At 37.7% G+C, this 15,151-nt stretch carries 13 protein-coding genes; 8 read left to right on the plus strand and 5 right to left on the minus strand.

All coding sequences use genetic code 11. The features are described from left to right. Positions 1-350: 350 nt before the first annotated feature. The 3 genes from HMPREF9969_RS01240 to HMPREF9969_RS01250 are packed head-to-tail and all read left to right on the plus strand — an operon-like array spanning position 351 to position 5,024. Complete coding sequence (locus HMPREF9969_RS01240) at positions 351-2,294, plus strand: glycogen debranching enzyme N-terminal domain-containing protein (RefSeq protein ID WP_009434101.1); 1,944 nt, start codon at positions 351-353, stop codon at positions 2,292-2,294. A 14-nt stretch (positions 2,295-2,308) separates the two neighbouring features. After that, positions 2,309-3,577: a glycosyltransferase family 4 protein gene (locus tag HMPREF9969_RS01245; protein ID WP_009434091.1), complete on the plus strand. Its 1,269-nt coding sequence runs from the start codon at positions 2,309-2,311 to the stop codon at positions 3,575-3,577. Positions 3,578-3,623: 46 nt separating this feature from the next. Beyond that, the gene (locus tag HMPREF9969_RS01250; RefSeq protein ID WP_009434192.1) at positions 3,624-5,024 is read left to right on the plus strand and encodes a glycoside hydrolase family 57 protein; all 1,401 of its coding nucleotides are present in this window, start codon (positions 3,624-3,626) and stop codon (positions 5,022-5,024) included. A gap of 251 nt (positions 5,025-5,275) precedes the next feature. Here HMPREF9969_RS01250 and HMPREF9969_RS01255 read toward each other — a convergent pair whose 3' ends face one another. Then, positions 5,276-5,857 (minus strand): hypothetical protein, encoded by a 582-nt coding sequence (locus HMPREF9969_RS01255; RefSeq protein WP_009434112.1) that lies wholly within the window; start codon positions 5,855-5,857, stop codon positions 5,276-5,278. Positions 5,858-6,214: 357 nt separating this feature from the next. On the opposite strand from HMPREF9969_RS01255, the gene HMPREF9969_RS01260 reads away from it, so the two are divergent. Both HMPREF9969_RS01260 and HMPREF9969_RS01265 read left to right on the plus strand, forming a co-directional pair. Next, the gene (locus tag HMPREF9969_RS01260) at positions 6,215-6,697 is read left to right on the plus strand and encodes a DUF6359 domain-containing protein (protein ID WP_009434219.1); all 483 of its coding nucleotides are present in this window, start codon (positions 6,215-6,217) and stop codon (positions 6,695-6,697) included. A 203-nt stretch (positions 6,698-6,900) separates the two neighbouring features. After that, on the plus strand, positions 6,901-7,497 hold the full coding sequence (locus HMPREF9969_RS01265; RefSeq protein WP_009434175.1) for an RNA polymerase sigma factor: 597 nt from the start codon (positions 6,901-6,903) through the stop codon (positions 7,495-7,497). A 76-nt stretch (positions 7,498-7,573) separates the two neighbouring features. On the opposite strand, the gene rpe is transcribed toward HMPREF9969_RS01265, so the two are convergent. Next, entirely contained in the window at positions 7,574-8,230 is a 657-nt protein-coding gene (gene rpe / locus HMPREF9969_RS01270) for a ribulose-phosphate 3-epimerase (RefSeq protein ID WP_009434202.1), read from the minus strand. A gap of 12 nt (positions 8,231-8,242) precedes the next feature. After that, positions 8,243-8,371, minus strand: coding sequence for a hypothetical protein (locus HMPREF9969_RS13260; protein ID WP_009434083.1), 129 nt, complete (start codon positions 8,369-8,371; stop codon positions 8,243-8,245). Between the two features lie 179 nt (positions 8,372-8,550). Here HMPREF9969_RS13260 and HMPREF9969_RS01275 point away from each other — a divergent pair, with 179 nt between their 5' ends. Genes HMPREF9969_RS01275 through HMPREF9969_RS01285 form a run of 3 tightly spaced genes read left to right on the plus strand, consistent with a single transcriptional unit; the run spans position 8,551 to position 10,401 of the window. Continuing rightward, complete coding sequence (locus HMPREF9969_RS01275) at positions 8,551-9,213, plus strand: phosphoribosylanthranilate isomerase (protein ID WP_009434162.1); 663 nt, start codon at positions 8,551-8,553, stop codon at positions 9,211-9,213. Positions 9,214-9,227: 14 nt separating this feature from the next. Next, positions 9,228-9,806, plus strand: a complete 579-nt coding sequence (locus HMPREF9969_RS01280) for an anthranilate synthase component II (protein ID WP_036894582.1) — start codon at positions 9,228-9,230, stop codon at positions 9,804-9,806. A 28-nt stretch (positions 9,807-9,834) separates the two neighbouring features. Further along, positions 9,835-10,401 carry a UpxY family transcription antiterminator gene (locus HMPREF9969_RS01285; RefSeq protein WP_009434151.1) on the plus strand — a complete coding sequence of 189 codons (567 nt, stop codon included), beginning with the start codon at positions 9,835-9,837 and terminating at the stop codon, positions 10,399-10,401. Positions 10,402-11,126: 725 nt separating this feature from the next. Here the strand turns inward: HMPREF9969_RS01285 and ccsA are convergent. Continuing rightward, complete coding sequence (ccsA, locus tag HMPREF9969_RS01290; protein ID WP_036894584.1) at positions 11,127-13,304, minus strand: cytochrome c biogenesis protein CcsA; 2,178 nt, start codon at positions 13,302-13,304, stop codon at positions 11,127-11,129. A gap of 78 nt (positions 13,305-13,382) precedes the next feature. Further along, complete coding sequence (locus HMPREF9969_RS01295; RefSeq protein ID WP_009434116.1) at positions 13,383-15,080, minus strand: di-heme oxidoredictase family protein; 1,698 nt, start codon at positions 15,078-15,080, stop codon at positions 13,383-13,385. Between the last annotated feature and the right edge of the window lie 71 nt (positions 15,081-15,151).

Consider the following 15,151-nt stretch of genomic DNA (forward strand, 5'->3'; position numbering starts at 1 on the left):
GATCCTAATTACTTCTTCAAAAGCTCCTAAGCTTTCTCCAAAAAGCTCCTAAGCTTTCTTTAAAAAGCTCTTAAGCTTTCTCCAAAAGGCTCCTAAGCTTTCTTTAAAAAGCTCTTAAGCTTTTCCTAAAAAGCTCCTAAGCTTTTCCTATTGTTTATAAGAGCTTTTAAGGCAAAGATATTTAAAACTTTTTCGTACAACAAGTCATAAGATAAATCTGACCTTGAAAATAATATCTTACTTTTAATGCTGTTATGAAAAATATTTGTATCTTTGGAGTGCCAAATGGTAAAATCAGTAAAGGATTCTACCCGAATGATATAAAAACCAAATAGTAAACCTTAACAGACATGAGCTACTTAAAATTTGAAAAAGCCCTCATGGCAAATCTTCAGGACTCGCTTCCTAGAGAGTTATTACGAACCAATCGCTCTGGTGCCTATTCTTGTTCCACAATCGTTGATTGTAACACGCGCAAGTACCATGGATTACTTGTTGTCCCTGTCCCTGAACTGGATGATGAGAATCATGTACTGCTGAGTTCGCTTGATCCAACGGTTATTCAGCATGGTGCTGCTTTCAATTTAGGATTGCATAAGTATCAAGGAGGGAATTTTAGTCCGCAAGGACACAAGTATATTCGAGAGTTTGATTGTGATATTGTTCCGACCACGATTTATCGTGTTGGTGGTGTATTGTTAAAGAAAGAAGTAGTTTTCCAACACTATGAGGATCGCATCTTAATTCGTTATACATTATTAGAAGCTCATTCTCAAACTACTTTACAATTCCGCCCATTTCTAGCTTTTCGTAGTGTTCGACAGTTTACTCACGAGAATTCGGCTGTAAATCGCTCTTATGAACAAGTAGATAATGGTATTAGCACTTGTATGTATGCTGGTTACCCCTTGCTATTTATGCAATTTTCAAAGAGTAATGAGTTTCATTTTGAACCTTATTGGTATCGTGGCTTAGAATACCCAAAAGAGCAGGAACGAGGCTATGATTCTAATGAAGATTTATATGTTCCAGGCTACTTTGAGATGAACATTAGTAAAGGGGAAAGTATCGTTTTTGCGGCGTCAACGGCAGAGTGTGACACGTCAACTTTACAAGATTTATTTGATAAAGAAGTTGAGACAAGAAGTCCGAGAGACAATTTCTTCCATTGTCTTGTTAATGCAGCTCATCAATTTCATAATCGTACAAAGAATGATGAACGCTATATCCTTGCTGGTTATCCATGGTTTAAATGCCGTGCTCGTGATCAATTTATTTCATTGCCAGGATTAACATTGAGCATAGAAGAACAGGACTACTTTGAACTTGTTATGCAGACTGCAGAGAAAGGTTTACGCGAGTTTATGAATGACAAACCTGTTAGTGTAGACATCTATGAGATGGATAAACCGGATGTCCCTCTTTGGTGTGTTTGGGCAATACAACAATATGCAAAGAAGGCTGGTAAAGTCCGTTGTAAAGAACTTTATGGAACTTTCTTGCATGACATTATAGACTATCTTGCCACAGACAAACATCCTAATCTTGTTCTTGATGAGAACGGCTTACTCTATGCAGACGCTAAGGGAGAGGCTATTACATGGATGAACTCTATGAATAATGGTCAGCCTGTTGTTCCTCGTTCTGGATATATTGTTGAGTTCAATGCCCTTTGGTATAATGCGTTACGCTTTGTAGCAACAATAGAGCGGGAATCAGGTAATGAAGAATATGCGGAGAAACTGGACACATTAGCAGATAAGTGTAAAGCCTCCTTCATTGATACCTTCTTAAATGAGTATGGTTATCTTTACGATTTTGTAGATGGTAAGATGATAGATTGGAGCGTTCGCCCTAATATGGTTTTCGCCGTAGCTCTTGATTATTCTCCACTTGATCAGAAACAAAAGCGAGGTGTATTAGATATTTGTACACGTGAATTGTTAACTCCAAAGGGACTCCGTTCGCTTTCTCCAAAGAGTGGTGGTTATAATCCAATGTATACTGGACCACAAGCGCAACGTGATCAGGCATATCATCAGGGAACAGCTTGGCCATGGCTAGAAGGTTTCTATCTTGAGGCTTGTTTAAAGCTCTATAAGCAAACTAGATTAAGCTTTGTTGAGCGACAGTTAGTTGGTTATGAAGATGAAATGTTCTATCATTGTCTAAGTACATTACCAGAACTATTCGATGGCAATCCTCCATTCAGTGGTCGTGGTGCAATCTCTTTTGCTATGAATGTAGCCGAAGTTCTGCGTACGTTAGAGTTGCTAGAGAAGTATAAATATTAAAAGGCAGAACAAGTATGAAAGTTTTAATGTTTGGATGGGAGTATCCTCCTCATGTATATGGCGGTCTTGCAACTGCTAATTTTGGTATTTCTGAGGGACTCCACGCGCAAGGTGATATTGAGACAATTCTTTGTTTGCCTCATCCTTTCGGTGATGAAGACCATAACTATGCTGAAATTGTAGCAATGAATCGTGTTCCTATTGCTTATCGTGAGCTCAGTTATGATTATGTGAAGAATCGATTAGGCAATGTCATGACTCCAGAACTTTATTTCAAGTTACGTGAGCATATCTATGCCGACTTCAATTATATGCATGTTAACGAGCTTGGTGCAATGGACTTTGCTGGTGGTTATCCTTCAAATTTGCATGAGGAGATTAATAATTATTCGATTATAGCAGGTGTTGTTGCACGTACATACGATTTCGATATTATTCATGCACACGATTGGCTGACTTATCCTGCTGGTATACATGCGAAACGTGTTAGTGGTAAGCCCTTGTGTATTCATGTACATGCAACTGATTTCGACCGTTCGCGTGGTAAAGTAAATCCTATCGTGTATGGTATAGAAAAAGATGGTATGGATAATGCGGATTGTATCATGTGTGTATCAGAATTGACACGACAGACAGTTATACATCAGTATCATCAAGATCCCCGAAAGGTATTTACAGTACACAATGCTGTTTATCCATTAGATAAAGAGATTGCTGATATACCACGCCCTGACCATAAAGGTAAAGAGAAGGTTGTTACTTTCCTCGGTCGAATAACGATGCAGAAAGGACCAGAATACTTTGTTGAGGCTGCTAATATGGTTCTCCATCGTACGCGTAATGTCCGTTTCTGTATGGCAGGCTCGGGGGATATGATGGAGCAAATGATAACTTTAGTGGCAGAACGTGGGATTGCTGATAGATTCCATTTCCCTGGTTTTATGCGTGGTAAACAAGTCTATGAGTGCTTAAAAGCCTCAGATGTTTATGTTATGCCATCAGTCAGCGAACCTTTCGGAATTTCTCCTTTAGAGGCTATGCAGTGCGGAACACCAACGATTATATCAAAACAAAGTGGATGTGCTGAGATTCTCGATAATTGTATAAAGGTTGATTATTGGGATATTAATGCAATGGCCGATGCCATCTATTCTATTTGTCATAATGAGAGTCTCTTTGATTACTTATCTGTAGAAGGGAAGAGAGAAGTCGATCAGATTACGTGGGAGAAAGTTGGTGCATGGATTCGTGAACTCTATCTCCACACATTAGGTTGGCAATAAAAGCAAAATAAAAAACCATAATCTTTAAAAACCAAAATAATTAGCAATGAAGACAATTTGTTTATATTTCGAGATACATCAGGTTATTCACTTAAAGCGTTATCGTTTTTTTGATATTGGGACTGACCATTATTATTATGATAGCTTTGAGAATGAACGTTCGATAACAGATATAGCTGAGAAGAGTTATATGCCAGCATTGGAGGCTATGTTACAAATGGTTCATGAACATGGAAAAGCTTTCAAGGTGGCTTTCTCATTATCAGGAGTAGGAATAGAGGAACTTGAAATGCACGCCCCACAAGTTCTTGAGAAATTGCAAGAATTAAATAATACTGGTTGTGTAGAGTTCTTGGCAGAACCTTATTCGCATGGTCTTGCCTCATTGGCTAATGAGGAAAGTTTTAAGTCTGAAGTAAAGCGTCAAGCACATAAGATAAAGGAATACTTTGGTCAAACACCAAAGGTTCTTCGTAACTCTTCGCTTATCTATAGTGACGAAATTGGTTTACTTGCTTCGCAAATGGGTTTTAAGGCGATGTTGACTGAAGGAGCAAAACATGTTTTAGGCTGGAAGAGTCCACATTATGTATATAATTGTGCATTAGATCCTAATCTAAAACTACTATTGCGTGATGTCAAATTGAGTGATGATATCTCTCTTCGCTTTAATAATTCTGACTGGGAAGGCTATCCTTTGTTTGCTGATACTTATATGGATGAGATTGCGGCGCTACCCAACGAAGAACAGGTAATTGGTATCTTTATGAATCTCTCGGCTTTGGGTATAGAACAGCCATTATCAAGTAATATCTTAGAATTCCTCAAGGCATTGCCTGCGTGTGCTAAACAGCGTGGCATAACATTCTCAACTCCAACGGAGATTTGTATGAAGTTGAAGAGTGTTGATAGTCTCTCTGTACCAGATACGTTAAGTTGGATGGATGAAGAACGTGATGTTAGTACATGGTTAGGAAACGCAATGCAACGTGAAGCCTTCAATAAACTTTATGGTATTGCTGATCGTGTCCGTATTGCCAATGACCCTAAGATAAATCAAGATTGGGATTATTTGCAAGCTAGTGATAACTTCCGATTCATGTCAACCAAGCCTTCACGTGTTGGAATGGATCGAGGGATATATGCGAGTCCTTTTGATGCCTTTACTAATTATATGAACATTCTTGGTGATTTCATTAGTCGTGTCAATAGCCTCTATCCTGCAGAAATTGATAATGAAGAGTTGAATGGCTTACTTACAACTATCCGTAATCAAGGTGAAGAGATTGATATCAAAACAAAGGAGATCTCTCATCTTCAGGCTAAGGTTCAAAAGTTAGAGATACAGGAAGAAGAGTTGAGAGCAGAGCTTGCTAAGAAGACTTCTACCAAAAAGACATCGACAAAGAAGGCCACTTCAAAGAATGCAAAAACTGCAATTAAGTAAGTAAAATATTACTTATCCGTTATAAGTTATAATGGTTTGCTAAAATAAATGATAGGTACGGAAAGATTCATCTGTACCTATCATTTTTACATTAATACCTATTAATTTCGATTAAACTGTTTATTAAATATTGAAAGAAGACTCTCTTTGATGTGACATAGTACCTTTCTTTACATGAGAAGAGCTTTTTCTTCGTTGGAGAAAAGGCTCTTCTGAAATTTAATTTGTTAGAACTTTATGTATAGACAGTCTTATTTGTTGATAAATTTTTTACCATTCTGAATAACAACTCCTTTGTAGTTTTTGTCTACACGCTGCCCTGAAAGGTTATACATTGGTTGTGCGTTATTATTAGACTCTACATTTATTCCTGTGATATCATTAGGTGTATCCTTTAAAGTTATGGTGAACTTTTTAATGCGTACTTGTTTCTTTGCTGCAGTGAAAGAAGTTGTTTTTGCATCACCAGTCCATGTAACGGTAACTTTATCACTAGAAACAGTGACTCCTTCCATATTATCAGCAAACCCATCGGCAAGATATCTCTTTCCCCCACTTTCGTGTGTATCACATTCGATGATGATATTTGTCATATTATAATTGGCAGATGTGATAGTCATTGTAGCTTTCTGATAGAGGCGGTATGAAAACTTGTTATTCATTGCTCCGTATGATATCGTTATAGTTATTCCATCTTTATTAATACTGATGTCTTTGCCAGCTGTCGGACCTTGTAGTTCCTCAGGACTGATAACTACTTGCTTCTGTGCAAATGAAAAAGAACTGATTGCCGTGAAAGCAATAGTGATAATTAAGCGTAAAGTTTTGTTCATAATAAAATTGTTTAATGATTAAAAGAATAAATAACAATGCAAATTTAGGTATTTGATATGATATTTGCAATTAAGTTTCTTATTATAATTTGAACTTGAATTGATAAATAACGATATTTCTTTCCTCGTTTTCTTCATGTGTGCGCTTTTAATGTTAAATTCTCCTTTTTATATCAATAAAATTTGTTTTATTCCTTTATATGCGCTATATTTGTAGCGTGTTTTTCACAGATTTAGATGTTTTGCTAAATCTAGTTCGAGGTTGGTAGCTTCCTGCACCAACCTCTTTTTTATTGATTCCCTTGACATTATCTGAATCTTTTCATATCTTTGTGGAGTTAATATAAACTTGATTCTATGAAAATGAATAGATTGATAATACTATTTTTAGCTTGTGTTATTTGCTTTGGATGTCAGAAAACAAGTCCTGCAGATAATAGCGAGACTTTACCTAGATATGAAGAGGAGGATGACGATCCTTCTTCAGAACAGAAAGTTTATAGCGTCGAAGAATTTCGTAATACGGAATTAGGCGATAGGTATGTTTGGGTGAAGGGAATTATTGTAGGAGCTTGTAGTAAGAGTATTAAATATGCAGAATGGATGGATCCATTCACCTATGATAATGCAATTTTATTAGCAGATAGTTTAGGAGATTGTACTCCAGAGAAGGTTATTGCTATTCAGTTAAGGACAAAAGCAATGAAGGCAGAGTTTGGTTTAGCTACAACGCCTGATAATTATGGGCGTACTGTTGCGTTCTATGGTACAAAGCAAAAGTATCTTGGTGTACTAGGAATGAAGAAGAATGTTGTGGGCGGACAATGGCTAGATGAATGATTTTTGTATGAAAAGTTTGCTGCAAAGGATAAAAGTTGCTATATTTGCAAAACTTTAACTGTAATGGGTAAGATGAAAGAGAATGATTTTACCTTTATCTGCCTAAGTTTTTTCAGTGAGTACGGAATGATTATTTTTAAATTAAGATAAAGCAATAAAAGCCTATCGAAACAATTATACTTCATAAAATAATAACAATATAAATGAAGAATCTAAGTGATATGACCGACGAGCAGTTGGCATTGTCATATATTAATGGAAGTAACGAGGCTTTTGATTTATTGCTTTTACGTAATCAATCAAAACTATTCTCATATATTCTTTTTGTAGTGCATGACCAAGATGCTGCTAATGATTTATTTCAGGAAACATTTGTGAAGGTTATAACTAGACTACAACAAGGTAAGTACTCTCCAACGGGAAAGTTCTATGCTTGGATTATGCGTATTGCTCACAATGTGATAATGGATTGGTATCGTGCTCAGCGTGCAGACAAGATTGTTGATGCACCAAAAGAAAATAACCTTTCTAACATAGCTGGCAGTGAAACTACCATAGGGGATATTGAATGTCAGTTTATTAATTCCCAAACTCTTTCAGAAGTTAAGCGTTTGATGAACTTATTGCCGGCACCACAACGAGAAGTTGTATACATGCGTTTTTATCAGGAGATGTCATTTAAGGAGATTGCCGAGACAACTGGTGTGAGCATTAATACAAGTCTTGGACGTATGCGTTATGCAATCCTTAATCTGAGAAGGATGGTGCGTGAATATAATCTAAATTTACAGTTTGCTTAATATAAGAAGGTGTTGAATATTAGATGTTATGTAACCATAACCTTTATATATTTCTAATATTCAACACCTTTTCATTTTATCGTTTCAAAGTCTTCAACGAATGGATTGTGGCTTTCGGATCAGTCGCTTTGAAGACATAACTACCGCTAACGAGGATATCAACTCCAGCTTTTACAAGGCGCGGTGCTGTTTCTTGTTGTACACCGCCATCAACTTCAATGAGAGCTTTGCTATTTTCGTTATCGATCATTTGGCGAAGTCGTTGAACCTTTTTAATCGTATGTTCTATAAACTTCTGACCACCGAAGCCAGGATTAACGCTCATGAGTTGTACAATATCCACATCACAAATAATATCTTCAAGCACATTCACGGGAGTAGATGGGTTAAGTGTTACTCCCGCTTTCATTCCTGCACTATGAATTGCTTGTATTGTTCGGTGAAGGTGCACACAAGCCTCATATTGTACGTTCATAATTGCAGCTCCTGTCGAAGCAGTCTGCTGGATGTAATTCTCTGGATGAACTATCATAAAGTGTACATCCATAGGTTTCTTACAAGCCTTACCCACTGCTTCCAAGATTGGAAATCCAAAGGAAATGTTAGGAACGAATACACCATCCATAACATCCATGTGAAGCCAATCGGCATCGCTCTCATTAATCATTTCAATCTCTCTGTCTAAATGCAAAAAATCAGCAGAGAGAAGGGAAGGAGATACTATTGTTTCCATACTTTTTTATTCTTAATTCAAGCAATAAGACTGTATTTTCCCATTCATTTTAAAGGTACGATAGGTGTAAGCTATCTGTCGGATAAGGGCTAAAGTCTTCTCAGAAGGCTTTAATTCTTCAGGAGTAAAAATATTCACCATAGGCTTAAATTATGCTATTAATTAGAGAGTTCTTTGTTTTTTAAACGTGCTTGTCTAAAGATTATTATATCTGATAGAAACATTATTTCCTTTTATCTCCCACATTCGCAATGTTTTTATAGCGATACTACGGGTACAATCTTTTTTTTGATTATCTTTGTAGCACAAAAAATATAACTATGATAGTAAAGATATGTGGCATGCGTGATGCCGTGAATATACATGATGTATCGCAATTAGGTATTGAGTGGTTAGGATTAAACTTCTGCCCATCAGATAAACGTTATGTCAGTCAAATCTCCTCGCGCGCTGGTATTATCCCAGATTATGGTTCGTTAAAGGTGGATACATCTGAAAGTAATCGCCCGAAGTTATGTGGTATTTTTAAAGATGATATGCCACAGAACATAGTTACGTGTGTCTATAATTTCAATCTTGATATCGTTCAGCTTGATGGCGAGGAAAGTCCTGTCATGTTAGATAATCTTCGTCGCACGATTGATCCCGACATTCATGCTGGAATAAAGATAATGAAGACTATTTCGGTTAGGACTCGTGAGGATATAAACCAGTATAAGCAGTATGTAAATAGTGCTGATTATTTCCTATTTGATATGCAAACTTCGGAAGATTGTGCTAAGGATTGGACAATTTTAAATGAATACGATGGGAATATTCCTTTTCTGTTGTCAGGAAATATTGGCATAGAGGACCTATCAAGCATTAATGATTTTTCTCATCCTCAGTTCTATGGCATTAACATTGATCAGAAGTTTGAGAAAGAACCAGCCATGAAAGATATCACTCTGCTTAAGACTTTCTTAGAAGGCGTGCGAAGATAAACGGGGACGCATAAATGAAACTTACGAAAATGAAGTGTGTTATCATTGATAACTATGATTCATTCACCTATAATCTAGCGCATCTTATCAAAGAAGTTGGGGGAGAAGTAACCATTTTTCATAATGATGACTTCCAACTTAATGAGTTAGAATGTTTCGACAAGATAATACTTAGTCCTGGACCAGGGCTACCTTCTCAAGCGGGTCAATTAATGAATGTCATTCGTCATTATGCTGGTCACAAACCAATCTTAGGTGTTTGTTTGGGACATCAAGCTATTGCGGAGAGCTTCGGGGCTAAGCTGGAGAACCTTTCAGACGTATTTCACGGAGTTTCCGCAGAGATAATTCAGCCCATCAACTCCCCTTTATTTGCAGGATTAAAGCGTCCAATCATCGTAGGGCGTTATCACAGTTGGGCGGTTTCAAAGGATGATTTTCCCGATTGTTTAGAGATAATAGCTGAAACGTCTGATGGGATTATCATGGCATTGAGGCATCGTGACTATAATTTATATGGCATTCAATTCCATCCTGAAAGTGTTTTAACGCCACAAGGCAATAGGATTCTTCACAACTGGTTAGTGCTTTGAACAATATTTATTACATCTATAATCATCGATGGTAGAGACAACTAAATATATAGATACAATTATTGACGACGGATTATCATGGTATGCAGTAAAACTCTTTACCATTCGTCAACAAGAAGTAAGAACCTATTTTGAGGAAAAAGGCTTAGAATGTTTCATTCCCGAGCAATATATTACGATAGAAGGGCGTGATGGCAAGCCACATCAAATATTGCGTCCTGTCGTTCGTAACCTTGTTTTTGTGAAACAGTCCATTGACGAAAAGCAGTTTTGCCATATTGTTAGCGAGATGAACTATAAGGTAAGTGTTCTGCGCAAATCAATCAGTTCTCAGGAATATTGCCTTATTCCGCACGACCAGATGTATGAATTTCGTCTTATGTGTAATCCTGAAGTGACAATGCGAAAGTTCGTTTCTTCCGACGAGGCACATCTAAAAGCTGGTGATGAGGTATTGGTCAAGTTCGGACCCATGAAAGGAATGACTGGGCGATTGGTTCGTTCTAACAAAAAGTATTATTTATTAAAGGAGATTCCTGGTATCGGTGTAATGCTAAAGATTTCCAGATGGTGTTGTGTTCCTATGGAGAAATAAATGTAAAGTAATATTGTTATTTTTGATACCTATAATTTCGTTATTCGAAAGCAACTTATATTTCCATCTGAAATATACGATTTTTGAGATAATTCTTCCTACTATTTGTAATAATCTGATAGTCATAGAGTTACAAAAAGTTAGATTGTTTTGAGAAGAAAATCCTATCTATTTTACTGAAATGTGCTATCGTTTTGATTAAAAAGTACTATCGTTTCCGTCAAAAAGTACTATCGTTTTTTATGAAAAGTCCTTATTTTTCGGGTGAAAAGTACTGGAAAATCTCTGAAAATGTAATGAGATTTTATTTTTAAGTCCTATTTTACGTGTTTGATTGATAAATCGTTTTCTAGAATACGCTAGAATAATAAAATTAAATGTAATATATTTTTGTAATGAAGATAGAGTTTTTCTAAGTTATTTCTCCGAATTAAGCGGAACGTTTTCTGTTATTACCATTCACGGAACATCTATTAGCATGAAAAAATGAACCTAGCGATGTGGCGGATATTTGCTAAGCTGTAATAAGAAATTCAATCATTAGAAGGATGATAATAGAGCTATGAAATACGGAGAATTGTTTACAGACAATATGAAAAAAGTCCGCAAACAATTTCGATTTTGTTTGCGAACTTTTCCTTGTTTATCTTATGGAATCGTCTCAGAACTTACTCACTGAAAGTCTGTAAGCTAGGACGAAAGCACTTGATGCTACTATGCTTTTTCTAAGCGTAAGAGTGCATACCACCAAGAATGTAATTGACACCGAAATAAGTCATTAGGATACTTAAGAATGCAATAAACATAAAGATGTGATATTTCTTCTCACTTCTTAATGACTGTAAACTTGCTTTATGCAAAGGAATGGCATAAATCATGAAAGTTATGAGTGCCCAAGTCTCTTTCGGGTCCCATCCCCAATAAGTACCCCAACTGATATTTGCCCAAATTGCTCCTATGAATATTCCTAATCCGAGGGTGGTTATAGCAGGATAGAGGAATATTTGTGAGAGCGTTGTCAGTTGCTTATTAATCTGAATGATACTTGCTTTTTTACTTTTATTTGTAAAGAAATAGGCGATTGCACTGATGAATGTCAAAGAAAATAGGGCATAAGATATCATGATAATACTGACATGTATGCTCAGCAACGGACTATTTAGTACGGGCATACGTGGCGTGATACTCGGATCCATCTCACCAAGATGACTTACGAGTAGCATGAATCCACTCATGAGTAGTCCGAAAGTGGTCATTAGTTGCATCTTATGGGTTGTTAGGATTGATACAATCATAATGAGCCATGAGAGTAAAAGCATTGTTTCATAGCCATTTGCAATAGGAATCGTCCCGTTGATAATCCATCTTAAAGCTAATGTAAATGTAAGGATAAGCCATGATAAGCCCATGAGACAGGTGAAAATTCTGTATCTCTTCTTTTTGTTTAAGAATAAGATGGATAAAAGTCCTAACGTCAGATTGGCGATGAAGAGAATCGTTGCGAACGAGCAAGAATTATAGATATTCTCTGCTTTTATTTCCGTTGGTGTAGGGATCGTATTACCACCATAAACTTGTTGATATTTCTGCAACTTTAGAGCAAGTTCGTTCAGCATTCCAGTGTTTCCTTGGTTGGCTAATTGTCTTGCTAAGGAGAGAATTGTATGAATGTATTGCTGTTGTGCCTTGGGCATAGCTTTGGGCATACGATCGGTAGGTGCAAACCAGTCAATGTTTCCTTTATTTGAAGTATAAGGGAATATCTTGAGCGTTTTGCCCTGCATAAGATCCATTAATAACATCATCTTGTCGTCAGTGTCAAGAATCTGTTTAGCGACAGCATCGTTAGGTTGACTCTGTGCGTCTTCAAGATATGGACCGAGAATATATCCTTGTTGTCCGAAAAGACTCATAGGGGATATATATTCACTGAGCCCTAATTTATTACGTAGCTCACTTCCTTTTATCTTAAAGATAGGTTCTTTCATCCATTCCTTCCCCCAGAACATGAAACCTGTTAGTACTTGGCAGGGAGTGAAGTCCTTGTAATTCTTTTTACCATATAGTTTCTTTGTGAAGTCAATGGCGTAGGTTTGCATAGGACAGATACGACCATTATAAACAATAAGAACCTTTCCGAACTCATCTGCAGTCTCACGTGTTAATGATGGTTGTGCACTGATAGGTGATGTTCCTGCTAGAAGTAGTAAGAGTAACGCAATGGCTTTACCACTATTACTACGAAGTAAGCGACGGAAGTTCCCTTTAGGTTCGATGAGCATGGCAATGAGTCCAAGGAAGAGTAGGGCATAACCTATATATGTTACGGGGATTCCGTATGGATCAGAATTGACGGATAAGTATGAGCCTTTCATATCTTCATCGAAACTACTTTGATAAAGACGTGTGCCATAGCCTGAATATATCTTGTTCATAGATACCTGAAACTCTTCTTTCCTTTCACCTTCTATTATAGTAATCACAGAAGCATAATCCATTGCAGCCATATTGCCTGCGTGATAGGTAATATTGAATCTGTCGAGTGAGATAGAGAAAGGTAATTGTGCCTCGTTGCCGTCTTTTGTTATATACGTGTTTACGACTTTACCTTGCCTAAGATGTAACATTCCCTTGTGCGCCGTAAGATGTGTAAGCAATGCGCCAAGGAGGATGACAACAAATGATAAATGTAACAATACGATGATAGGGCGGCGCGTCTTTCGCTTTATGAAGTAAACGATTCCCGCAGCAATTCCTATTGCCCATAATAGGCAGAACCACCAAGAACCGAAGATATTATCTGAAACATAATCAAGACTTGTGTATTTTCCTATAACTGTTCCTATCGCCATTATGGCAACAATGAGAATATACACAATCTCAAGTAATCTTTTTGTTCGCATTATTGTAAGATAAAAGAAGACGGAATTCTTTTGCGAATCCCATCTTCTTCTTATTAATGTTTGGTTAATTGCTATTCATTAGATAGAGCGGATGAACTTAACAACAGCATCTCTATCTTTCTTTGGCAAGTTATAGAATTGAACAGCTGCCTTATAAGCCTGACTATTCTTGCTATAAGCGTGCCACATGATTGCCTCAATCTCATTACGAGCACGAGCATCGTGTAGACGATCTTCTGCACCAGAGTTTATCAATGAAAGACCTCTGCCCCAAAGCGGAGTAGTGCGGCACCAAGATCCGTGGATATCGTTCTTCATGTCGAGCTTATGCTGGATGAAGTCAGAGTATGGATAGATCTTCTGATTAGCATACTTAGGCAACTGCTTGTTACCAAGGATTACAGAAGAACCATGGTTATCAGCACCTGTTGTCCAAGATGCCTTGTGACAGTGTGCACAACCTAACTCTCCTGTGAAGAGTTCCTTACCACGCTGTACGTCCTTGTCATTTAAGTTTCTTGCACGTGGAACGGCAATACCTCTGTGCCAAACCATGAATGCGTGATAAGCTTCATCGCTCACCTCTGGTTTGAAGTTATAGTAAGGATTGTTGTAAAGGTTTACGTTGTCGCTTGGTGAAAGCAAGTAACGAACAGCCTTCTTGATACCTTCACGTGTTCCATCGTTGTAGTATGGATGTACGTAAGAGTTTGGATCACTACCATGCTGTTGGATGTAACTAATTACGTTCTCGTTCTCTGACATTGCTTTAGCCCATGGTTCTGTAGAACAGATGTGCTTGATATCTGAACGAAGAACATTCAACTCGTCCCAAAGAGCAACGTCGTTCTCGAGACAACCATCGAGTAAGTCGTAGTTGAAACGCTTTACAAACTTATTACCAAAAGCATCTTCTGCCCATGCCTCAGGCTTCAACTGCTTTGTTGTATTATCGAAGAACTCTGGGTTCAACTCTACGTACTTTCCTTCTGCCTTGTATTGCTTCTCCAAGTCTTCGTTAGAGATTGCATCAATCAAACCAAGACCTTGGAAATTACAAGATGCTATCAAGCGTACCTCATAGTTGCTTGGTACTGGGTCTGTGTTGAATGCAGATTGTGGAATAGATACTGATGGATAACGAAGATGATACTTCTCACCATCAGGGAACTGCATTGGCAATCCACTTGGCATAGATGTTACGTCATGCCATGTGATGTGTATTTGCTTCGGATCAACAGGAGGCAAGAATGGCTCAACGGCTTGCAACATTGTGAATGTTGTGAGCTGATTGATAGGAGTACCATTGTTGCTGCCTGGAGCATCAGGTGTATAAACAGAAACAATGTAACCATTGCCCTTTACTGGCTCCATGTCATTGCGGCTATGACCATGAGCATAACCACCAGAGTGGCAGTACTCGCATGAACGACGTGAAGCTACCGGTCCCCAACCTTTGTATGGTTCGGTGCTAAGGGTGTACTTAGCACTTGCCATCATATCTCCTTGGTTGAAGAGATCGGTTAGTCCTTGTTCGTCGATAGCAGGTGTATTATCCTCATAACCACCGGCAGCAGTATTCTCTGTTGTTCCGAGCTTACCACCTGGATACCACTCATCAGCAGAGAAGTTACCTACAGCCTGACCAATGTACTTTGTCTCAGGTTCTGATGGTTGCTGTGGCTTTTCTGGCGAAACATTGTCGTCAGAACAAGCAGCAAATGCACATAATAGCGCTCCCGCAAGTAGGAATTTGCTATAGCTGTTGTGTCTCATAATGTTTTATAGTTTAAATTTACGTTTGAAACGTAGCCTTGCCTAAAGAAGACAAAGCTACGTTTTTAATT

The organism is Prevotella sp. oral taxon 306 str. F0472 (genome assembly GCF_000257925.1).
GTDB lineage: Bacteria > Bacteroidota > Bacteroidia > Bacteroidales > Bacteroidaceae > Prevotella > Prevotella vespertina.